Here is a 20,054-nt window from a genome sequence, read left to right on the forward strand (position 1 = left end):
TTATGGATATGCGGATCCTGGGACGGCTGACTGCCGCAGATGCCCTGCCCTTTTACAGCTGGGTCGCCGTGGGTGGCGCTATTGTCACCCTGCTTGGCCTGCTGACCATCGTCGGCACGATCACCGTACTCGGTAAATGGCGCTACGTGTGGACCGAGTGGATGACCAGCCTCGACCACAAGCGCATCGGCATCCTGTACGTCATACTTGCCCTGGTAATGCTGGTGCGTGGCTTTGTCGATGCCATCATGATGCGCGCCCAGCAGGCGGTGGCGCTCAATTCCAACGGCTACCTGCCGGCCCAGCATTTCGACCAGATATTCAGTTCCCACGGCACTATCATGATCTTTTTTATGGCGATGCCGTTCCTGACCGGGCTGATCAATATCGTTGTCCCCCAGCAGATCGGTGCGCGCGACGTTGCCTTTCCGTTTATGAATTCCGTCAGTCTGTGGCTCACTGCCGCCGGGGCCGGCCTGGTGCTGATCTCGCTGGTGGTCGGCCGCTTTTCCACCGCCGGGTGGACCGGCTATCCGCCCTACTCCGGCCTGCAGTACAACCCCGGTGTGGGCGTGGATTACTGGATCTGGGCGATCCAGGTGAGCGGTATCGGCACTACCCTCTCGGGTATCAACTTTATCGTCACCATACTCAAGCGGCGCGCGCCGGGCATGAAACTGATGCGTATGCCCCTCTTTTGCTGGACCACGCTGGCCACCAGCATCCTGATGATCTTTGCCTTTCCGGCCCTGACCGTGACGACCGCGCTGCTGGCCCTGGACCGCATTTTCGGGATGCACTTTTTCACCAATGCCGACGGCGGCAACCTGATGAACTACATCAACCTCTTCTGGATCTGGGGGCACCCGGAAGTCTATATCCTGATACTGCCGGCCTTTGGTATCTATTCCAGCGTGGTTTCTACGTTTGCGGCCAAGCGCCTGTTCGGCTACAAGTCCCTGGTGTACGCGACCATGGCGATTGCGCTGTTGTCTTTCACTGTGTGGCTGCACCATTTCTTCACCATGGGGGCCGGCGCCGGGGTCAATGCGTTTTTCGGTATCGCCACCATGGTGATCGCCGTTCCCACCGGGGTGAAGGTCTTCGACTGGCTGATGACCCTGTTCCGCGGGCGCATTACCTTCCACCCGTCGATGCTGTGGGCGCTCGGGTTTATCGTCACCTTCGTGATCGGCGGTATGACCGGCGTGCTGCTGGCGCTGCCGCCGGCGGACTACCTGATGCACAATTCGACCTTCCTGGTGGCGCACTTCCACAATATGCTGATTCCCGGTGCGCTGTTCGGCTACCTGGCCGGCTATATGTTCTGGTTTCCCAAGGCCTTTGGCTTCACCCTGAGCGAGCGCTGGGGCAAGCGCGCCTTCTGGTGCTGGATCATCGGTTTTTACATCGCTTTTATGCCGCTGTACGTGCTCGGCTTTATGGGCATGGCGCGGCGTATGGAGCGCTACGAAGTCGCCGCCTGGCAGCCTCTCCTTGTGATAGCGGCCCTCGGTGCTGTGGTCATCCTTGCCGGTATTACCTGCCTGGTGATCCAGCTGGTCGTCAGCATTCGCGACCGCGAACATAACCGGGACCTGACCGGCGATCCCTGGGACGGACGCACTCTCGAGTGGCTGACCGCTTCGCCGCCCGCTCCCTACAACTTCGCCATCCTGCCGCAGGTGCGGGATATCGACGCCCTGCATGATATGAAGCGGCATGGTTCCGCCCATATCAGGCCCAAGCGGTATCACGATATTCTGCTGCCGCAAAACACCGGTGCCGGTGTGCTGATCGGCGGCTTCGCGTTCTATTTCGGCTTTGCCGCGGTGTGGCATATCTGGTGGGCGGCCGCCGCAACCCTGCTGGGCATCCTGCTCACCGCCGCCGCACGCAGCTTTCGCGACAAGACCGAAATCTGCATCCCCGCCAGCGAGGTGCAGCAAATCGAAAACCGCCATTTCCGCAATCTGGCCAGGGAGGGCGCAGTGTGAGTTCGGCCAGCGACAACAGCGCCCTGCTGCCGGATGCCGAGGCCTACGAGGAACGGGCTTTCGGCTTCTGGCTTTACCTGATGAGCGACGCGATCATCTTCGCGTTGCTATTCGCCACCTACCAGATCATGGCCAACGACACCGGCGGCGGGCCGGCGGGTCGCGACCTGTTCAGCCTGCCCCACACCTTCGGTGAAACGCTGATGTTACTGACCAGCAGCCTGACCTTCGGCCTCGCCTCACTGGCGCTTGATGCCGGCAAACGCCGCTGGGTACTGGCCTGGCTGGCAGTGACTTTCTTATTGGGCCTGGGTTTCGTGGCAATGGAAGTGCACGAGTTCCACGACATGATCGCGCAGGGTGCGGGGCCGGGCCGCAGCGGATTCCTGTCCGCCTTCTTTACCCTGGTCAGTACCCACGGGCTGCACGTGAGCGCCGGGCTGGTGTTTATTGTGGTGATGGTGGTCCAGGTGGTGGTAAAGGGGCTGAGCCAGCCGGTAAGCTCACGCCTGGAACGGCTCGGGCTGTTCTGGCATTTCCTGGATATTGTGTGGATCGGGATCTTTTCCGTTGTATACCTGCCGGGGATACTGCAATGAAACGCTCCAAGGCGGCTGGCGGCCGCACGCTGCGGTCCTATATGTCCGGCTATGTGCTGGCGCTGGTGCTGACTGCCATTCCCTTCGGCATTGCGGCCTCCGGCGCGCTGTCCCTACAAGCAGCTCTGATCGCAATCAGCGCTGCCGCAATTATCCAGGTGCTGATTCACCTGCGCTACTTCCTGCACCTGCGGCTGCGCACCACGCCACCGGAGAGGCTGCTGGCCATCGCTTTCGCCGCGGTTCTTATCCTGATCATGATCGGCGGTAGCCTGTGGATCATGCTCAATCTTTACTATCGGATGTGGGCCTGACCCACACTGGAACCAATCCCCTACTCTCACCCAGAACTCCGGAATCGAATATCCGATGACTTTTTCCCGTAGAAAAAAACAAGTCGGGGCATGTGCCGCTACTGCAGCCCGGCGCTAGTGCTGACCAGCAGCGGCTCGGCAATACCGGGTCTATTCAGCCACGCACTCGACAAGGTGAATGATATTTTCGGTCAACGGTTTTCAATAGGGGAAGCTAACAGCTCTTGCACGGTTAAAAACCATTTCCCGATATGGGATAGTGGAGGTAGTGGCTATCGTGAAAACCTGGAACTATAGAGCCAATTTCAATGGATGCCTGGCAGGATTGGAAATTGTGTAAACCAGTCTGTTCGTATAACGCGGTTTCAAGTAATAACTGCAATTTCTTCATGCAGCGAGCAAATCGTCCCGCCGCCCCATAAATAGCTCATTTGGCGATCGTCCACCCCTGGTCGCTCTTGGTCTGCTGTTCAGGCGGTCCATGACAAACTGAACCTGCTCATCCGATACCGTACTGAAGTCCGTTCCCTTCGGGAAATATTGCCGAATAAGACCATTGGTATTTTCATTGATTCCACGCTCCCATGATGCATAGGGATGGGCAAAGTAAATATCCGCCTCCAGTCCTTTCGCGATCTCTTCATGACCGGCAAACTCAAGGCCATTGTCGAACGTGATTGTTTTGACTTTCTCCTTAAGGTGTACCATATGCGCAACCGCTGCAGCGGCGAGCAAGTCGGCTCTCTTGCCCGTCAGCAACACAATGACCGTATACAGCGATTTGCGCTCTACCAGGGTCAATAGCGCACCTTTGCGGCCTTTGCCGATGACTGTATCGCCTTCCCAGTCGCCAATTCGGTTACCCAGGTCAACAACCTCAGGGCGTTCATCAATACTCACTCTGTTCTTGATCTTGCCGCGTTGATCGTTGCTGCCGTAACGCTTGCGGTAGGGCTTTGACGCTACTCGCAGATGCGTATACAAATCGCCGCCATGAGCCTTGTCGGCATAGATCAGCTGATAAATTGTCTCATGATGTAAGGAAATACCCGTACACCGTTTCAGATAATCTGCTACCTGCTGCGGGCTTAACTCCTGCCGGAGCAGCGTTTCAATCTGATCACGTACCTCGTCCGTCACCTTCCGAGCCTTGTGGGCCCCATACCGTCTAACATTCGACAGCTTTTGAGCTTGCCCGGGCCGGTACCCTCGTAGCCCTTTGTTGCGACGCAGCTCTCGACAGATCGTAGAGGGATGCCTTTCCAGAAGTTCGGCAATCTCTATTTGCGAGTGCCCGGCTTTCTTCAGACTATAAATCTGGTATCGTTCGTTCTCGGTCAGCTGGTTGTAGCTCATCAGTGCTTTTCTCTTGGCGGGGAGAAGCGCCGACTCTACCAGCTGGCCTCTCTCTTACCAATTGCACTTATTATCCGAAACCGCGTAATTCAAAACTCATGATTTCAGATTATAGAAATTTTTAAATCTTCTATCGCCAACATAAAAGAGAACGATGCTATGAACGATACTATGAAAGCTATCTCGCTAACGGTGCTGGCTCTTCTCGGTACATTTTTAAGCCTTCCCGGACTATCAAAAGAAGCGGCGGATATCGACCAGCTTAAAGCGCTCGCGAAATCCTACGTAAAAGCACAAACCACGTTTGATCAATCCCTGCTTGAGTCAATCACGACACATCAATTCGTGGAAATATCACCCAAAGGCGAAGTAGATGAGCGAGAAGAATTTATAGACTTCTATGCACCGGAGAAGAAAATCCCCTCACCAACGTTCACCATTACAGACGTAAAAGTACGCCAGAATGGCGACGTCGCATTTATCTCCCAGGTCATCACATTTTCGATGGGCCCAAGAAAGTTGCAAATGACTGAGGGGCTGAGTGCAATCAAAACCGAGCAGGGCTGGAAACTCGCCTCATCACAGACAACCCCGAGACCGATGGATACCAAGAAAACTTCCGGGTAATTCCGCTCCGATAGCAGAAATGCGTTATACCAGCGCTATCGCTGGTATAACGCTCTGCACACCGCATCAGCGCGACTTTTTGCCGCCTTGCACCGCTTCCTTCTTCGCCAGGAATATCGTGTGTCGCGCGCCCTTGCCGGGGCGCTCGCGGACTGTCTTGACTTCAACCCGGAAGCCGGCCTTCTTGAGCCGGCCCACGTAGGTCGTATCCGGCCCCGCCGACCACACCGCCAGGACACCGCCCGGCGCGAGGCTCTCGTAGATACAGCCGGTGCCATCGATGGAGTACAGCCAGTTGTTGTCGCTGTGCGTCAGCCCCTCGGGGCCATTGTCGACATCCAGTAACACCGCGTCGTAGCCTTCGTCGCGCTGCACCAGCAGCTCGGCCACATCGCCGATATGCACAGCGACGCGGCTGTCATCCAGTGGCCGGCCGGCGCATTCTCCCAGGGGGCCGCGGTTCCACTCCACCACTTCCGGGATCAGGTCGGCCACGATAACCTCGGCAGAGGATGGCAGTGCCGCGAGCGCCGCCGCCAGTGTGTAACCCATGCCCATACCGCCGACCACGACCCGCGCCTTGTTGCGATTCTTCAAGTGCGCGCAACCCAGCACCGATAGCTGTTGTTCACTGTTGAAAGCGCGGCTGTTCATCAATTCGCCACGGGGACCAGACAAGCTGATGGAGAATTCCTGGTCGCGCTGACGCAATTTGAGCGTCCCGCCGTTGTTGGGAATTTGGGCAGTGCCGAGTTCGATCCAGGGTTTCATCGCATGAGCTCGCTGTGGAGGGGTGGTGATACGGCGCGCAATGTACCATAGGTTGCTTGGCTGCGCTGGCGGCGTTAGCTGCGCCCCCTTTGTGGGATCGGGCAACCTTCGTCTCGCACACCTCCCTGCCCTGACCGGCCAAGCTGCCGGCCAATGTGCATTCGCAGCCTTCACGCTCTGGTCATTCAGGACTCGACAGCAATCCCATCCAGCTTTTCATTGAGTGTCAGTCCCGGTTTCACTCCGGCTGGTCCGCAGGCAGGCTCTGCGCCTGCACTCTGGGTGGAGTGCATTCCGGAACATCCAGATCCCATGTGCTATTGCTTCGGCATCCGCACCCGGTATATCGGGAATTCCATGTCGGAAACCGGACCGCGAACCTGGTGAATGCGGCTATCGGTGTAATAGAGCCAACCGTCATGGATAGCGAATGAGTCCGCCCAGCCTACGTTTTCCCCCTGCGCCAGCGGGTGAATCTTGCCATTGGGATCGCGATAGTTGATACCGTGCTTTTCCAGATCGCCGAAATAGAGATTTCCGTTGCCATCCATGATCATGCCGTCCGGGGCACTGGTGGTGGCGATTTTGCGCACATGCTTGGCCGCGTCAGTGCCCGGAACCAGGTACCTGGTGTCGATGGCATAGAGCGTGTATCCGCTCAGGGCGTGAAAGTACAGGGTGCCATTTTTCCGATCCAGGGCGATGCCGTCACTGTGCACGGTATTGTTCCAGGGTTTCCCATCGATCATAAGATGATCGACCTCGGCGCTTGTGCTCTTGTCGTCATCGAGGAATCGATAGCTCTTGTTTTTTGCCAGGTCAAACACCACCAATCCCGGGTGATTGGAATCGGTCATATAGATGCGCCGATTCGGACCATCGATACGTAAATCATTGATATAGGAATCGCTGTGGTAACTCCCTTCCGTCAGGATCAAGGTGCTCTCCAGGCGGTTATCGGATAAATTGAAGACGAAAACTCTTGGCGCATCCTTCACACCGCGAAACTTCGGATTCCTGGTATCCAGTACGTAAAGCTTGCCCTGGTAGGCAACGACCGACTGCACTGCGAGGAAGCAGTCCTCGCGCACGATGCTATCAGCCACGCAGCGGTTCATCGCCGCATTCGGATAAGGCTTGTATTGACCGCTCTGCCGATCGACTTTGGCGACGGCGAATGGCACGCCGTCGCGCCAGTTGGGCGCGTTGGTATAGAGGTCGCCCGCTTCTGTTACGGCTATACCGGTGGTTTGCACCCCTCGAATCGCACTGACCTTTTGCGGTATTCGCATCTGGGGCTTTTCCGTTGGAGCCCCTGCTGCCAGTACACCCTGAGCAATAAAAAGGGCTGCCACACCGGCGGACAGCAACTTCAGCGATATATTCATCGACATTCTCCAAGTATTTCCATAGCGATCACGGTTCACACCAGCCTGCCGAATTATGTCCGCTGCATTATGGACTGAAATAAAGCGACTATAATCTGCCTCCGCAAAACTCTGCATCCGCAAAGTCGATGGCGGTTACCGTTCTTTTCCGGGAGGACTTGCCAGCATCGCGCAATGCAGTTACCGATGGCCATAACCTCATAGCACAATTTTTGCGGAGCGAATAAAAAAGATAAAAAAAAGCCGGGTTTAGCACCCGGCTCAGACCAATTCCTGTGAGATTGCCGAATATCAACAGGTCAGTTAACTCTTCGACCACCAATGTTTAAAAAAGATCAATTTAACACGCGATATCCGCGACCCTGCAGACAGTTTCTCGTGACGTAGTCTGCCTCCACATTGGCACTGGTGACACCGGACACGCCACCCAACAGTGCTCCGGCGCCGGCACCGGCCGCGGCGGCACTGCTGGAATCACCGATAATCGCGCCCAGCGCGCCGCCCAGCAATGCGCCACCGGCAGCCCGGGTAACGCCACGGCGACCCTGGTCGTTGCGCGCGACAACAGACAGATTTCTGCAGTCCGCCAGATCCATCTGGTATTGCCGCATATTCACGCCGTAAGTGTCGATGATGATACCCCCTGCCCCGGGCACCTGTTCCTGCTGCATGACACAGCCGAACAGCGTCGCCATGCACAGCCCCATTGTCGCCAGGAAACCTAATCTCATTTGACGCACCTCTCGATATCTACTACGCCGCTCGCTCGTCTGTATCCATTCTGCTCGGAGCTGCTGTCGCCTTACTCATCATTAGGTTTAGTTGCTCGTAGAGTTGTGCGCCAGCGGCGACAAGGGAAATTCATGACTTTCAGGTCTGAAGAGTCTTCGGGCGAATGGGCACAGAAGGCGGGAAACCGGTTTCAGCGGTACTCTCAGCGGTACTCGTAGAACAGATGCAGTCGCTGGGTTTTGCCGCGGGCATCGAGCAGATTCACCACGCCCTGAAACTGCAGCAGGCGGCGGGTCTTGGTGTCGTACACAAGGGACAGCTTGCCGGCGAACAGGCGCAACAGTGCCTGCGCGAGATCGACCCGCAGGCACAATGGCGGGGTGGCGGGTTCAGAGCGGGAGGGTGTCGTGCCACTGGCGCAGGCAACACGGTGCGCACGCAATTTGATCGTGCGGCCGTGGGGCGGCGAGGCAAACTGGAATGTCAGCGACTGCCCCGCCTCCAGCTGCTGCCAGTGCGCGCGCACATAAGCATCGAAGCCGGCATCAATCACATCGACTTTGCGCGCCGCCAACAGCTCCTGTTCCCAGTTCGCTGTACCGCTCGCCCGGTAGCGCAGCAGCCACGCATCACCCTGCCGGCGCACCTCACGCTGTTCGCCGCTACGGAAATCCCTCTGCACCACCTGGGGTAACGGCGTACCGGCACTACCATGGCCGGCCGGCCCGTAAAGTACCTTCTTCGCGATACGCTGCCCCTGCGCGCTGTAGTAAAGGACGGTAGTTTTGTCGCCCTCGGTTGGCAGGAATAATTCGCAGTAGACCAGCGACTTGCTTTCAGGCGCGTAAGCGCGCCCGATCACCTGGGCCGGGCCATCGTAACCACAGGTGGAACCGCTCAGTGCCGCGGCAACGATCAGGCTAAACACATCGGGCTCCAAGGAAACAGGGCCGGCGTGCGAGGCCGGCAAACAGGGGGAGCAGCAGCGCCCAAACTACGGCCAGTACCGCGAGAGACACGGCCAGGGGTCGCTGCAGGTCCACGCTGCCGTTAAGCAGACTGCCACTCAGGTAACTGGCGGGGCCCGCCAGGGCACCGAGCGCAGCCGCAAGCCACAGGTTGCGCTGCAGGAATGCAAACGCGGTACGCAGTGCCGCGGCAAAGTTGAGCCACAGGCACAGTAACCAGAACGGCGGCACTGCCGCGAAATCGCGATTCTGCAGGACTCCCAGCTGGAACAGCATCGTATCCAGCGCCGCCCCGGCAATAAACACCACTGCCAGCCACAGCCACTGCCGCGCCGATCGATCGAGAAACCGGGCGTGCACGGCAAGGTTGAGCACCGTGACAGCGAGGACGATACCGGGCGCCGGCACCAGCACGCAGACAAACCATGCCAGCTGGAACAAGAGCGCGCTGGCGAGCGTGCGTCCCATCAATGCCACCGGAAAGCCGCCTTAAAGCGCCGGACTCGGGCAACGGGGCTTGGCGAAGACGAACTGCGCCGTACTGATCACCCGCTCCAGGAAGCCCCCCTCGCAATAGCAGAGGTAGAAATCCCACATATTGATAAAGCGCTGGTCAAAGCCCTGCTGGCGCACGGTATCGATACTGGCGCGGAAGGCCTGCCGCCAGGCGTTCAGGGTCTGCGCATAGTGGCGCGTGATATCCTCCAGCGCCACTATCTGCATATCGGTGTCCTCGGCAATATGCTGCGCGATTACCTGGTTCGAGGGCAGGCAGCCGCCGGGGAAGATATAGCGCTGGATAAAATCCACCTGCTTGCGGTAGCTGTCGAAACGCTGATCCGGGATGGTAATGGCCTGAATTACCATCAGGCCGTCATCCTTGAGCAGGCGGCTGCAGCGGGAGAAATACTCGCGATAATAGCGGTGGCCCACCGCCTCGATCATTTCGATGGAAACCAGTTTGTCGTATTCCCCGCTGAGGTCGCGATAGTCCTGTAGCAGCAGGGTAATTTTGTCCTCCAGACCCTCGCGCGCCACCAGGGCTTTGGCGTACTCGTACTGCTCGCGGGAAATGGTGGTGGTGGTTACCTGGCAGCCATAATGCCTGGCCGCATAAACCGCCATGCCACCCCAGCCGGTACCGATTTCCAGCAGGTGATCCGACGGCTGCAGGCGCAGCTTCTGGCAGATGCGCTCCAGCTTGTTCATTGACGCCTGCTCCAGCGTCGCCTCTGCTTGCGGAAATACCGCGGCTGAATACATCATGGTGGGATCGAGGAACAGCCGGAAGAAATCATTGCCCAGATCATAGTGGGCGGCGATGTTGCGGCGCGAGCCGCTGCGACTGTTGCCATTCAATGTGTGCAGCACTTTGAGCACGGCCTTGTGCGCAAAGCTCCAGCGGGAATCCAGATCCTGAATCAGATCCATATTGGCGACCATCACGCGGATCACTGCCACCAGGTCCGGCGAGCTCCAGCTGCCCTGCATATAGGCTTCGCCGGAGCCGATGGTGCCATTCAATAACACCTGCACATAGGTGTTGTCATCGTGCACGCGGATGGTGGCGCGCGGCACTGCCGGGGTTTCGGTATCACCGAACAAAAAGCGTTCACTGCCCTCTTCCACCGCCAGGCAGCCACTGCGAATCGCGGCGAGCTTGCCCAGTACCAGGCGCCGCGCGAGGCGGCTGAGCCAGTTTGGACGGACGGCCGCCGGGGGTGCGGTAATTGCATTGTTAACGGATTTCATCGGCGTTTTGCTCCTGCTTCGACCCGAACGCGATACTTCGGATGTGAAAAAATCGGCACGCGTTTGAGCCACAACCTTAATGCCTGCCAGTAAATAGCGCTGATCACTTTTACGGTCATCAGCGGGTAGCGGATCAATGTACGATGCAGGGTGGCAGCGGATATTTCCTGCCGCTGCAACCTCAGCACCGCTTCGAACACTCGCTCGTCACCCTGGAAATTCTGTAGCCGCGCTGTCAGCGCTTCACCCGGCGTGTTACTACGCCAGCGGTACTGCTGGTCCATCGGCATAAACGGCGAGACATGAAATGCCTTGTCGAATTCGGCACGCTGCAACGCTTCCCCCTCGCGGCAGTCGAGCAGGTAGCCGTGACGCTCGTTCCACGGCGTGTTGTGCACGTCGAGCAGAATCCAGCGCACCTGCTCGCCACTGTCGTCGAAGCAATAGTAAACACTGAGCGGATTCATGTTCACGCCAAAATAGCGCCAGTTGGCGAGCATACGAATCGGGCCGCCCGGCCGCTCACCGCCCTGCTCTGCCACACGCCGGCGCACTGCCTCATCCAGGCTGATGGACGGATCACCGAAGAAATCCTCGCGCCGGAAACGCGCCGGAGCCCATCGCGACAGCGACCAAAACGGGCTGGTACCAAGCACCTGATCCAGTTCCGCGAGATCCAGATAGACCATAAAAACCCGATAGCGAAAACCGTGCGCGCGCGGTGACAAGCGCTGGTGACTGACCCAGCCGCTATAGATGGCGCTCTGCAACGGCAACCTCCTGTTCTGTCCGCGAGCCAGCTTCTTTCGCCGCGGGCGCGGCGCCGGCGTCGTCATCCAATGTTATGCCCAGCGCTGCGGCAACACGCAGCGCGCTGTTGACGCCGTCCTCGTGGAAACCATTAGCCCAATAGGCGCCGCAGAACCAGGTGCGATTGACGCCGTTGATACTCTGCCACTTGGCCTGCGCCTCAGTGCCAGCAACGGAAAACTGCGGGTGGGCGTATTCAAAACTGGCGATTACCTTGCGCGGGTCTATCGCCTCCGGTGCATTGACGGTAACACAATAAGTCTGCTCGCTCTGCAGACGCTGCAGGATATTCATGTTGTAGGTCAACACTGGCGGCTGGTCGGCACCGGGCTGCAAACGGTAGTTCCAGCTTGCCCAGCTGCGCCGGCGGCGCGGCAACAGGCCGGTGTCCGTGTGCAGCACCACCGAGTTGCGCGCATAGGGAATGGCGCCGAGCAACCGCCGCTCCTCTGCACTGGCATCGCCCAGGCAGGCGAGCGCCTGGTCCGAGTGGCAGGCGAACACCAGTGCATCGAACTGCTCCTCGCCGCGGGCGGTGGTTACTGCCACACCATCGCGGTTGCGGCGCACCTGTTGCACCGGCGTAGACAGCCGGATGCGGTCGGCGAAAGATTTCACCAGCGGCGCGATATATTCCCGCGAACCGCCGCGGATCACCCGCCACTGGGGCCGGTTGAAAACATTCAGCAGGCCGTGGTTATAAAAAAACCGCACAAAGAACTCGGCGGAAAAGTCACGCATCTGCGCCGTGCTCGCCGACCAGATTGCCGAGCCCATCGGTACCAGGTAGCGCTGGCAGAATTCCGGCGAGTAGCCCCGTTGCTGCAAATAGTCACCCAGTGACAGGCCCCCGGCCAGCGCACCGCCGCGCCAGTCACGCACCGACTCGCGATTGAAGCGTACGATGTCCCGCAGCATGCGCCAGTGGCCGGCACTGACCAGGCTGCGGCGACGCGCAAACAGGCTGTTGAGGTTGTTGCCGGCATATTCGAACGCGCTCGATTCGTCACAGACACTGAAGCCCATGTCCGTCGCCTGTGAATCGACGCCCAACTGATCCATCAGGCGAATGAAATTGGGATAGGTCCAGTCGTTGAATACGATAAAACCGGTATCAATGGCCAGAACACGGCCGTGCTCCTCGACATCCACGGTCGCAGTGTGGCCGCCGAGCCGATCGGCGGCCTCAAACAGGGTGATATCGTGGCGGCGGTTCAGCAGATAGGCGGCGGTCAGGCCGGATATGCCGCTGCCGACGATGGCAATACGCATCAGGGTTTCCTCAGGGAGTGAATTCGGGTGATCCGCGGCGCGCAGAAGCGAAACCACAGCGGGCGCAGGAAGCCGAGCAGCCGCAGCGGCCAGCTCAGGCGACGCGGGAAATCGATGGTTGCATGGCCCCGCGCCAGGCCGCGTTCGATCCGCGCGGCGGCCTGCTCCGGGGTCATCATAAAGGGCATGGAAAAATCGTTGCGTTCGGTGAGCGGCGTATCGATAAAGCCCGGGCGGATATGCACGATGCGCAGCGGCAGGTGGGAAGCGTCCGCGCGCACCGCGTCGAGAAAGTACCCGAGCGCGGCCTTGGAAGCACCATAGGCTTCAGCGCGTGGCATGCCCACTACCGAAGACAGGCTGCCAACGGCGGCGAACGCCGGTTGCGCGCTGTTGGCCAGCAGCGGCATCGCCACGCGCAGCGTATTCACCACACCGAAAAAGTTGGCATCGAACACGCGGCGGTAGCTGGCGCTGTCGAGATGCAGGTCGTCATCGTATTCACAGGTACCGGCACAGGCGATCACCAGATCCAGCTGGTCGGTCATCTCCGCCAACCGCGCCGCCGCAAGCGCCATGTTCTCGTCGTTCCCGACGTCGCAGTCGAGGGTCCGTATACGCTGCGGCGAAACCTTCTGCAGCTCCGCCAGGGCCTCGCGGCCGCGGCTGCTGGCAATGACGAAATTGCCCTGTTCCGCCAGCTGCAATGCCAGCGCACGGCCGATTCCGGAACTGGCACCGGTGATCCACACCGTCTTCTCTCGAATAGAGCCCACCGCTTATTCTCCCGTCAGGCGGTTCTTGATCCCGCGTACCAGAGCACCAACCACAGGGATACGCTCGTAGACCATCGCGCCCAGGTCATAGAAATCTTCGTGGTAGCGGATACGTTGGCCGAATTGCAACAGGCTGCAGCCGCGCAGGGTCAGCAGCGCCCCGCCGTTGAGGCGACGGTGCGCATAATGCATGTCCCAGGGCAGACAGGCGCTGGTGTCGCCGATCACGCCGGGAGAAAACTCAAAGCGACACTCGAGCAAATCCTCGCGCATCGCGGCAAAGTAGCGCTGCAGGGCACCCAGTCCCTCTATCTGGTGCAAGGGATCGCGGAAGACCACGTCATCCTGATAGAAGTGCCCGAGCATCGCCGGATCGGCGGCAAGGTACTCCTCGTAATACTGCTGTAACTCCCCAATCAGGCCGCTCATACGCCCTTTCCTTGCTGTAAATGTCACTGCCGCTTTTTACGCCCCCGCTACATAGGCGGATCACATGCCGGCGGCCTGTATCACTGCCCCGGGCCAATTCACGGAAATTTTCCCCCTATTAGAGATCCAATAGCCCAACCCCTGCGTAAAAGGGTTCGAAAGACAGGCAAAGATCGCTAAGATGGCGCAAAAACCACCAAACACAAGCGGTGACAGTACCTTGCAGGCTACCGAAAACCGAGATGATGACTGGAGTACGCTGCTCAGGCTAGTCGGCTCTCAGCGCGACCGCGCCGCTTTTGAGCAGCTGTTTCGCCACTTTGCGCCACTGATCAAAGGCTTTCATCACAGCCGTAACACCCAGGCACTGAGTGCCGAGGCGGCCGACGAGCTGGTGCAGGAGGTCATGTTTCGCGTCTGGCGCAAGGCGCCGAGCTTCGATGCTGCCAAGGCCTCCGCCAGCACATGGGTTTACACCATCATGCGCAACTGCCGGATCGATATGTTGCGTCGTGGCAACCGGCACCGGGATATCGATCGCGATATCCAAGTGGATGATATCTGGGACGAATCACCGGACAGCCAGCCTCTGCTGTTTCTGCAGCAGGCACGCGATGAGCGCGACATCGCCGAAGGGCTGCGCAACCTGCCGGCGGAACAGTGCCACGTGGTGAAGAAGGCCTATATGGAAGGGAAATCCCACAGTGAAATTTCAGTCGAACTGGGGCTGCCGCTGGGTACCGTGAAATCCCGCGTGCGGCTGGCCCTGAAGAAGTTACAAGCAAGTTTGAACAGGTAGCGCACAATGATTCGCCACCATCCCGACCAAAACATGTTGCTCGAATACGCAGCCGGTAATCTGCCCTGGGCCGTGGGCCTGGCGGTGTCCGCCCACCTGCAGCTGTGCCCGCAGTGCCGCCAGCAGCGGGACAACCTCAACCGCGTTGGCGGCCAGTTACTGGAGCACGGTGAACCGCAACCCATCGCCGACGATGCACTGCAACGCCTGTTCGGCCGTATCGAGCACGGAGAGGAACAACCGGCGCCTCAGGTGCAAGAAGCCGCAAAGGTGGACCCCCCGGTCAAGGATCCGGCGCTGACCAACCTGCCGAAAGTGATCGGCAAACTGGTGAGCAACAGCTGGCCGCTGAAGTGGAAGCGGGTTTCTCCGGCGCTGAAGATGTCGCGCCTGAAAACCGGGCAGGATCGCTACGAGGTCTCCTTTCACCGTATCGGCGCCGGCGGCCGCACGGCCGAACACGACCACCGCGGGCAGGAGATTGTACTGGTTCTGCACGGCAGTTTTTCCGACGCCGATGGCGTCTACACCCCGGGAGATTTCCTGGTGCGCGAGCCCGGTGAAGTACACCGGCCGATCGCCACTCAGGACCGGGAGTGCCTGTGCCTGTCCGTGCTGGAAGCGCCAGTAGCAGTAACCGGCGTGATTGGCTGGCTGGTAAACCCCTTTCTGTCCTTTCGTCCGAGTTGAGCTGCTCGATTGGGGTCTTATGGCCCAATGACGAAGCGGGGCATTTGCCCCGCTATTTTTTTCCTGTTGCTCAGCTTCGGACGTCGACGCTTCAGGCCTCCACGGCCAGCGCCGCGTCCGCCTCACGTTCACCATCGCCGCCGTCGATTTCGTTCAGCAGTTGATTCCAGCGCTCGCGCACTGCAGCGAACTTTTCCGCACGCACGTGGCCGTAACCGCGCACCTGCAATGGTAGCTCCAGCAGTTCCCGCGCTGCCGCCAGGTTTTCGTCATTCAGGGATGCCGCCACGGCACTGACCGCGCGCTCCACCTGCCGCGCCCAGCTGCGCTCGATACGGCGCTCGCGGGTGTATCCGAACAGGTCGAACACGGTACCGCGCAACACTTTACCCTTGGCCAGCAGCGGCATCAGCTTGCCCATCCAGGGGCCGAATACCATTTTCTTGACCTTGCCAGCGGCATCCGGGCGCGCCATCAGCGGCGGCGCCATATGGAATTTCAGTTTGTAACTGCCGGTGAAGGTCTCGCGCAGCTGGCGCTGGAAGTCCGCACCGCTGTAGAGGCGCGCCACCTCGTACTCATCCTTGTAAGCCATGGCCTTGTGCAGGCTGCGCGCGGCTGTACGGGTCAGCTCACCGTCGCCGCCGAGCGCTTTCTCCGCATTGTGCAGACGCTCGATAGCGCGGGTGAAATGGCCCGCATAGGCCGCGCTCTGGTATCCGGTCAGCTCCGAGGACAGGCGCACGAGCAGCTGCTCGACCCCTTCCTGCGGCTCCACCAGCTTGACCGGCTGCGCCGGCACCGCCAGCTGTTCGATCGCCTGCGGATTCACCGCCAGCAGCCGCCCGGCGCGGAAGGCGCGCAGGTTGGTCTCTACCGCCACGCCGTTGAGCTCGATGGCGCGCTCCAGCGCCGCTTCACCGATCGGCAACAGGCCCTGCTGGCAGGCGTAGCCCATGACCATCAGGTTGCTGGCGACCGTATCGCCGAACAGCGCCTGGGCGTACTTGTTCGCGTCAAAGGCGAAGTACTCGGCACTGAGCGACTCGATGCTCTGTTCGGTGGCATCCGCCGGGAAAGCCAGTTCGTTATTGCGCACGAAGGCCGCCACCGGCACTTCGGCAGTGTTGACCAGCGCGCGCATCTTGCCGGTGGCAAATTTGGTGCGCTGGCCGGCCGCGGTGACCATATCGCAGCCCAGCAGCAGCTCCGCCGCGCCATCGCGAATACGCGCGGTGGTGATGTTATCCGGCTTGGCTGCCACTTTGACGTGCGCCACCACGGCGCCGTTTTTCTGCGACAGACCGGTGAAATACAGCGTGGTGCTGCCCTTCTCTTCCAGGTGCGCGGCCATACCCAGTAGTGCGGCCACAGTCAGGACACCGCTGCCGCCGATACCGGCGACGAGAATGCTGAGCGGCTGATCCAGGTCAGCCTGCGGCGCGGCCGGCAGGCCGGCGATGGCCGCGTCCAGGGACTGCGCCAGCGACTGCACCGGCGGCTTTTTCAGTTCGCCGCCCTCTACGGTCACGAAACTGGGGCAGAAGCCGTCGGCACAGCGCATGTCCTTGTTACAGCTCGACTGGTTCACCTGGCGCTTGCGACCGAATTCGGTCTCCAGCGGCTCCACCGCGATACAACTGGACTGCACGCTGCAGTCGCCACAACCTTCACACACGCGGTGGTTGATCAGCAGGCGCTGAGCCGGATCGACCATCTGTTTCTTTTTGCGCCGGCGACGCTTCTCCGCCGCACACACCTGCTCGTAAATGATGGCGGTAACCCCGGGGGTCTCGCGCAGGCGGCGCTGCACCGCATCCAGCTGGTCGCGGGACAGGATTTCCACCGCCGCCGGCAGCTGGCTGCGGTGCTTGTGCCAGTAGTCCGGGTTTTCGCTCAGCAGCACGACGCTGCCGACGCCCTCGGCCAGCAGCTGCGCCGCCAGGCTGGGCGCAGTGACCTCGCCCTCGGCGGGCTGGCCGCCGGTCATGGCCACGGCGTCGTTGAGCAGGATCTTGTAGGTAATATTGACCTTGGCCGCCACCGCCTGGCGGATCGCCAGCAGGCCCGAGTGGTTGTAGGTACCATCACCCATGTTCTGGAAGATATGCTCGGCACTGGAGAAGCGGTGCAGCCCCACCCACTGGGCACCCTCGCCACCCATATGGGAGAAGGTGTCGGTGCGCAGGCCCTTGCCCAGCGCCATGATATGGCAGCCGATGCCGGCACTGCCGAGACTGCCTTCCGGCAGTTTGGTGGAGGTGTTGTGCGGGCAGCCGGCACAGAAAATCGGTTCGCGCGCCAGCAGGCCGGAAGCCTTGCCGGGGACAGCGGCGCCGAGTTTCTCCGCCAACGGGATCAGTTGTGCCGCCAGCTCGGTATCCGCCAGCCAGCGGGCCATGGCCTTGGCCACCTTGTCCGGCCCGAAGCCCCACACCGCCGGCAGCAGGTCGTCACCATTCAGGTCTTTCTTGCCCACCACTTTCGGACGGGCGCCGTCGGACCAACCGTAGAGCAGGTTCTTCAACTGGTCTTCCACCAGCGGGCGCTTTTCCTCGACCACCAGCAGGCGCTCCATCCCCTCGGCGAATGCGCTGATACCGCAGGGCTCCAGCGGCCAGGTCATGGCCACCTTGAAGATGGAGATACCGGCCTGCTCCAGATCGCGCTCGGTCAGGTTCAGCAGCTCCAGCGCCTCCAGCAGGTCGCCGTGCGCCTTGCCCACGGTGACGATGCCGAACCGCTTCTGCGGCGCGGCGACGATGGTCTTGTCCAGCTTGTTGGCGTAGGCGAAGGCCGTGGCGGCCGGCAGGCGCTCTTCCAGCATGCGGCGCTCGTATTCGAGGCGCTCTGCGGGCCAGTTGAGGTGCGGGTCGTAGTTGAGGCCGTGGGCGGGAATGGGGAAATCTTGCGGAATGGTGAACTGCGGCAGCTCCGGCACCAGGATGGAGGCGCCGGCCTCGACCGTCTCGGTAATCGCCTTGAAGCCCACCCACAGGCCGGAAAAGCGCGACAGCGCAATCCCCGCCAGGCCCAGTGTCAGGTATTCTTCGATATCGGCCGGGAACAGCAGCGGCATCATCACCGACTCGAAGATCTGATCGGTGTTATGGGAGAACATCGAGGATTCAGCGGTGTGGTCGTCGCCACACAGGGCCAAAACACCGCCCAGCTTTGAGGTGCCCTGCACATTGGCCTGACGGAAAACATCGGCACTGCGATCCACACCGTGGCCTTTGCCGTACCAGATGGAGAAGACCCCGTCTCGGGTGGCCTGCTGGCGGTAGTGGTCAAGCAGCTGGGTACCCCAGATGTTGGTGGCACCCAGATCTTCGTTGATACCCGGTTCGAAATGGATGTCGCGCTCGGCCAGCAGCTTCTTGTGGCGCCACAGCGCCTGGTCATAGCCGCCCAGCGGCGAGCCGCGGTAACCGGAGATGTAGCCAGCCGTATTGAGGCCGGCGCGCTCGTCGAGGCGCTTCTGCATGATTGGCAACCGGACCAGAGCATCGATTCCGGTCAGGAAGACGCGTCCGGCATCGCGGGTAAATGCAGACCTGAGAGAATAATCGCGATCGAAGCCCAGCTCCTGATCGCCTTCTACCATCGCCATGGGTACCACCTGCTTGTACTTTTTAATCTGCAGTAAAATTAACACTGCGCCGCGAAGCAGGTCATACCAAAATAGCCATCGATCAGGCATAATAGCGACACAAGTCACCACTGTAAGAGTGGTGCCAGCAACAAATCACTCAAATCACACCCATTTGAGAAATGCAAGATAGCTGCGTTACAGCGCCGCCAACCCTGTTGGCGAGACGTGCGATCAGCACTTATAGTTGTTCGCGGTGGATCGTTGTTCGCGGTCGGGTGTGACCACCACTGACGAGACACGGAATCCCTATGGCCTACGTACTGGATGCCATCGACAAGAAGATCCTGGAAATCCTGCAGCAGGACGCCACCATTCCCAACATCGAGCTGGCGGAGAAGGTCTGCCTGTCGCCCTCCCCCTGCTCGCGCCGGGTAAAGAACCTGCATGAACAGGGCTTTATCAAGCGCGCGGTTACCCTGCTGGAGCCGGACATGGTGGGGCTGCCGGTGAGCATCTTCATCCAGGTGACGCTGAACCACCAGGTCAAGAAGGAACTGCAGGACTTCGAAACCGTGATCGGGCAGTGGCCGGAAGTCATGGAGTGCTACCTGATGACCGGCGACTTCGACTACCTGCTGCGCGTCGTGGTGCCGAACCTGCATGCCTACCAGGAATTCCTCGACAAGAAACTCACCGAGCTGCCCGGAATCGACCACATCAAAAGCAGCTTCTCCCTCAAGCAGGTGCGCTACCGCACCGAGCTGCCGCTGGATCAGTTGCTGGAAAAGGACTGAGCGCAACCCGGCAATCACATGGTTGCCGGGCTAGAAGCGGCGCAGCAAACCCAGTATCAGGCTCAGCACCACACTGACAATAATCATCGACGTGATCGGGATAAACACCCGGCTGTGCTCCGATTCAATGCGAATATCGCCGGGCAGGCGCCCGAACCAGGTAAACAACCAGGGCGCGAAGTGGTAGAGGACACCGACGGCAATCAGTAGGGCGCCGGCGACGATCAGCCATTTATCCATGCCTGTTATCCATTGCGGGGCTCGCTGCAAAGCGCTCACGATACGACGTTTGCGCTTAGTTTAGTGTGCCCTCACCGGTTTTGATCGCGGGCTACCGTCATTCCTGTCGCCCCACCGACATCCCCTTTCCCGTACACACGCTGGC

At 60.0% G+C, this 20,054-nt stretch carries 20 protein-coding genes; 7 read left to right on the forward strand and 13 right to left on the reverse strand.

Annotation, left to right across the window (positions count from 1 at the left end):
- The first annotated feature begins 2 nt into the window (after window positions 1-2).
- Genes cyoB through cyoD form a run of 3 tightly spaced genes read left to right on the forward strand, consistent with a single transcriptional unit; the run spans window position 3 to window position 2,910 of the window.
- A complete protein-coding gene (gene cyoB, locus ABDK11_RS11265) occupies window positions 3-1,997 on the forward strand; it encodes a cytochrome o ubiquinol oxidase subunit I (RefSeq protein ID WP_346836606.1) in 1,995 nt (664 codons plus the stop codon).
- Window positions 1,994-2,596 (forward strand): cytochrome o ubiquinol oxidase subunit III, encoded by a 603-nt coding sequence (cyoC, locus tag ABDK11_RS11270; protein ID WP_346836607.1) that lies wholly within the window; start codon window positions 1,994-1,996, stop codon window positions 2,594-2,596. Before cyoB ends, cyoC begins: the two co-directional genes overlap by 4 nt.
- Complete coding sequence (gene cyoD, locus ABDK11_RS11275) at window positions 2,593-2,910, forward strand: cytochrome o ubiquinol oxidase subunit IV (protein WP_346836608.1); 318 nt, start codon at window positions 2,593-2,595, stop codon at window positions 2,908-2,910. The genes cyoC and cyoD overlap by 4 nt, the downstream gene beginning before the upstream one ends.
- A 387-nt stretch (window positions 2,911-3,297) precedes the next feature.
- Here the strand turns inward: cyoD and ABDK11_RS11280 are convergent, their stop codons facing one another.
- Window positions 3,298-4,266, reverse strand: a complete 969-nt coding sequence (locus ABDK11_RS11280) for an IS30 family transposase (RefSeq protein ID WP_346836609.1) — start codon at window positions 4,264-4,266, stop codon at window positions 3,298-3,300.
- Window positions 4,267-4,425: 159 nt separating this feature from the next.
- On the opposite strand from ABDK11_RS11280, the gene ABDK11_RS11285 reads away from it, so the two are divergent.
- Window positions 4,426-4,893, forward strand: coding sequence for a nuclear transport factor 2 family protein (locus ABDK11_RS11285; protein ID WP_346836610.1), 468 nt, complete (start codon window positions 4,426-4,428; stop codon window positions 4,891-4,893).
- Between the two features lie 66 nt (window positions 4,894-4,959).
- Here the strand turns inward: ABDK11_RS11285 and ABDK11_RS11290 are convergent, their stop codons facing one another.
- The 10 genes from ABDK11_RS11290 to ABDK11_RS11335 form a co-directional block, all read right to left on the reverse strand.
- Window positions 4,960-5,664 (reverse strand): hypothetical protein, encoded by a 705-nt coding sequence (locus ABDK11_RS11290; protein WP_346836611.1) that lies wholly within the window; start codon window positions 5,662-5,664, stop codon window positions 4,960-4,962.
- 317 nt (window positions 5,665-5,981) lie between these two features.
- The gene (locus ABDK11_RS11295; protein ID WP_346836612.1) at window positions 5,982-7,091 is read right to left on the reverse strand and encodes an L-dopachrome tautomerase-related protein; all 1,110 of its coding nucleotides are present in this window, start codon (window positions 7,089-7,091) and stop codon (window positions 5,982-5,984) included.
- 296 nt (window positions 7,092-7,387) lie between these two features.
- Complete coding sequence (locus ABDK11_RS11300) at window positions 7,388-7,783, reverse strand: glycine zipper family protein (RefSeq protein WP_346836613.1); 396 nt, start codon at window positions 7,781-7,783, stop codon at window positions 7,388-7,390.
- 203 nt (window positions 7,784-7,986) lie between these two features.
- Entirely contained in the window at window positions 7,987-8,712 is a 726-nt protein-coding gene (locus ABDK11_RS11305) for a hypothetical protein (RefSeq protein WP_346836614.1), read from the reverse strand.
- Entirely contained in the window at window positions 8,705-9,220 is a 516-nt protein-coding gene (locus ABDK11_RS11310; protein ID WP_346836615.1) for a DUF2878 domain-containing protein, read from the reverse strand. Before ABDK11_RS11310 ends, ABDK11_RS11305 begins: the two co-directional genes overlap by 8 nt.
- Window positions 9,221-9,241: 21 nt before the next feature.
- Complete coding sequence (locus tag ABDK11_RS11315) at window positions 9,242-10,504, reverse strand: cyclopropane-fatty-acyl-phospholipid synthase family protein (RefSeq protein ID WP_346836616.1); 1,263 nt, start codon at window positions 10,502-10,504, stop codon at window positions 9,242-9,244.
- On the reverse strand, window positions 10,501-11,280 hold the full coding sequence (locus ABDK11_RS11320) for a DUF1365 domain-containing protein (protein ID WP_346836617.1): 780 nt from the start codon (window positions 11,278-11,280) through the stop codon (window positions 10,501-10,503). Before ABDK11_RS11320 ends, ABDK11_RS11315 begins: the two co-directional genes overlap by 4 nt.
- Complete coding sequence (locus ABDK11_RS11325; protein ID WP_346836618.1) at window positions 11,255-12,586, reverse strand: FAD-dependent oxidoreductase; 1,332 nt, start codon at window positions 12,584-12,586, stop codon at window positions 11,255-11,257. The genes ABDK11_RS11320 and ABDK11_RS11325 overlap by 26 nt, the downstream gene beginning before the upstream one ends.
- A complete protein-coding gene (locus ABDK11_RS11330) occupies window positions 12,586-13,362 on the reverse strand; it encodes an SDR family NAD(P)-dependent oxidoreductase (RefSeq protein ID WP_346836619.1) in 777 nt (258 codons plus the stop codon). Before ABDK11_RS11330 ends, ABDK11_RS11325 begins: the two co-directional genes overlap by 1 nt.
- Before the next feature lie 3 nt (window positions 13,363-13,365).
- Window positions 13,366-13,791, reverse strand: coding sequence for a nuclear transport factor 2 family protein (locus tag ABDK11_RS11335; RefSeq protein WP_346836620.1), 426 nt, complete (start codon window positions 13,789-13,791; stop codon window positions 13,366-13,368).
- A gap of 220 nt (window positions 13,792-14,011) precedes the next feature.
- Between ABDK11_RS11335 and ABDK11_RS11340 the strand changes: the two genes are divergently transcribed.
- The gene (locus ABDK11_RS11340) at window positions 14,012-14,590 is read left to right on the forward strand and encodes a sigma-70 family RNA polymerase sigma factor (protein ID WP_346836621.1); all 579 of its coding nucleotides are present in this window, start codon (window positions 14,012-14,014) and stop codon (window positions 14,588-14,590) included.
- A gap of 6 nt (window positions 14,591-14,596) precedes the next feature.
- Entirely contained in the window at window positions 14,597-15,280 is a 684-nt protein-coding gene (locus ABDK11_RS11345; RefSeq protein ID WP_346836622.1) for a ChrR family anti-sigma-E factor, read from the forward strand.
- 91 nt (window positions 15,281-15,371) lie between these two features.
- On the opposite strand, the gene ABDK11_RS11350 is transcribed toward ABDK11_RS11345, so the two are convergent.
- Window positions 15,372-18,893, reverse strand: a complete 3,522-nt coding sequence (locus ABDK11_RS11350; RefSeq protein ID WP_346836623.1) for an indolepyruvate ferredoxin oxidoreductase family protein — start codon at window positions 18,891-18,893, stop codon at window positions 15,372-15,374.
- 290 nt (window positions 18,894-19,183) lie between these two features.
- Between ABDK11_RS11350 and ABDK11_RS11355 the strand changes: the two genes are divergently transcribed.
- Window positions 19,184-19,669, forward strand: coding sequence for an Lrp/AsnC family transcriptional regulator (locus ABDK11_RS11355; protein WP_346836624.1), 486 nt, complete (start codon window positions 19,184-19,186; stop codon window positions 19,667-19,669).
- Between the two features lie 30 nt (window positions 19,670-19,699).
- On the opposite strand, the gene ABDK11_RS11360 is transcribed toward ABDK11_RS11355, so the two are convergent.
- Window positions 19,700-19,909, reverse strand: coding sequence for a DUF2905 domain-containing protein (locus tag ABDK11_RS11360; RefSeq protein WP_346836625.1), 210 nt, complete (start codon window positions 19,907-19,909; stop codon window positions 19,700-19,702).
- Window positions 19,910-20,054: the final 145 nt, after the last annotated feature.

Source organism: Microbulbifer sp. SAOS-129_SWC (genome assembly GCF_039696035.1).
Classification (GTDB): domain Bacteria; phylum Pseudomonadota; class Gammaproteobacteria; order Pseudomonadales; family Cellvibrionaceae; genus Microbulbifer.

What these genes read in the sequence shown, in the direction of transcription:
- cyoB (WP_346836606.1), top strand. Translation starts at nt 3, where the DNA reads ATGGATATGCGGATCCTGGGACGGCTGACTGCCGCAGATGCCCTGCCC.
- cyoD (WP_346836608.1), top strand. Translation starts at nt 2,593, where the DNA reads ATGAAACGCTCCAAGGCGGCTGGCGGCCGCACGCTGCGGTCCTATATG.
- ABDK11_RS11280 (WP_346836609.1), bottom strand. Translation starts at nt 4,266, where the DNA reads ATGAGCTACAACCAGCTGACCGAGAACGAACGATACCAGATTTATAGT.
- ABDK11_RS11285 (WP_346836610.1), top strand. Translation starts at nt 4,426, where the DNA reads ATGAACGATACTATGAAAGCTATCTCGCTAACGGTGCTGGCTCTTCTC.
- ABDK11_RS11290 (WP_346836611.1), bottom strand. Translation starts at nt 5,664, where the DNA reads ATGAAACCCTGGATCGAACTCGGCACTGCCCAAATTCCCAACAACGGC.
- ABDK11_RS11300 (WP_346836613.1), bottom strand. Translation starts at nt 7,783, where the DNA reads ATGAGATTAGGTTTCCTGGCGACAATGGGGCTGTGCATGGCGACGCTG.
- ABDK11_RS11310 (WP_346836615.1), bottom strand. Translation starts at nt 9,220, where the DNA reads ATGGGACGCACGCTCGCCAGCGCGCTCTTGTTCCAGCTGGCATGGTTT.
- ABDK11_RS11315 (WP_346836616.1), bottom strand. Translation starts at nt 10,504, where the DNA reads ATGAAATCCGTTAACAATGCAATTACCGCACCCCCGGCGGCCGTCCGT.
- ABDK11_RS11325 (WP_346836618.1), bottom strand. Translation starts at nt 12,586, where the DNA reads ATGCGTATTGCCATCGTCGGCAGCGGCATATCCGGCCTGACCGCCGCC.
- ABDK11_RS11335 (WP_346836620.1), bottom strand. Translation starts at nt 13,791, where the DNA reads ATGAGCGGCCTGATTGGGGAGTTACAGCAGTATTACGAGGAGTACCTT.
- ABDK11_RS11345 (WP_346836622.1), top strand. Translation starts at nt 14,597, where the DNA reads ATGATTCGCCACCATCCCGACCAAAACATGTTGCTCGAATACGCAGCC.
- ABDK11_RS11350 (WP_346836623.1), bottom strand. Translation starts at nt 18,893, where the DNA reads ATGGCGATGGTAGAAGGCGATCAGGAGCTGGGCTTCGATCGCGATTAT.
- ABDK11_RS11355 (WP_346836624.1), top strand. Translation starts at nt 19,184, where the DNA reads ATGGCCTACGTACTGGATGCCATCGACAAGAAGATCCTGGAAATCCTG.
- ABDK11_RS11360 (WP_346836625.1), bottom strand. Translation starts at nt 19,909, where the DNA reads ATGGATAAATGGCTGATCGTCGCCGGCGCCCTACTGATTGCCGTCGGT.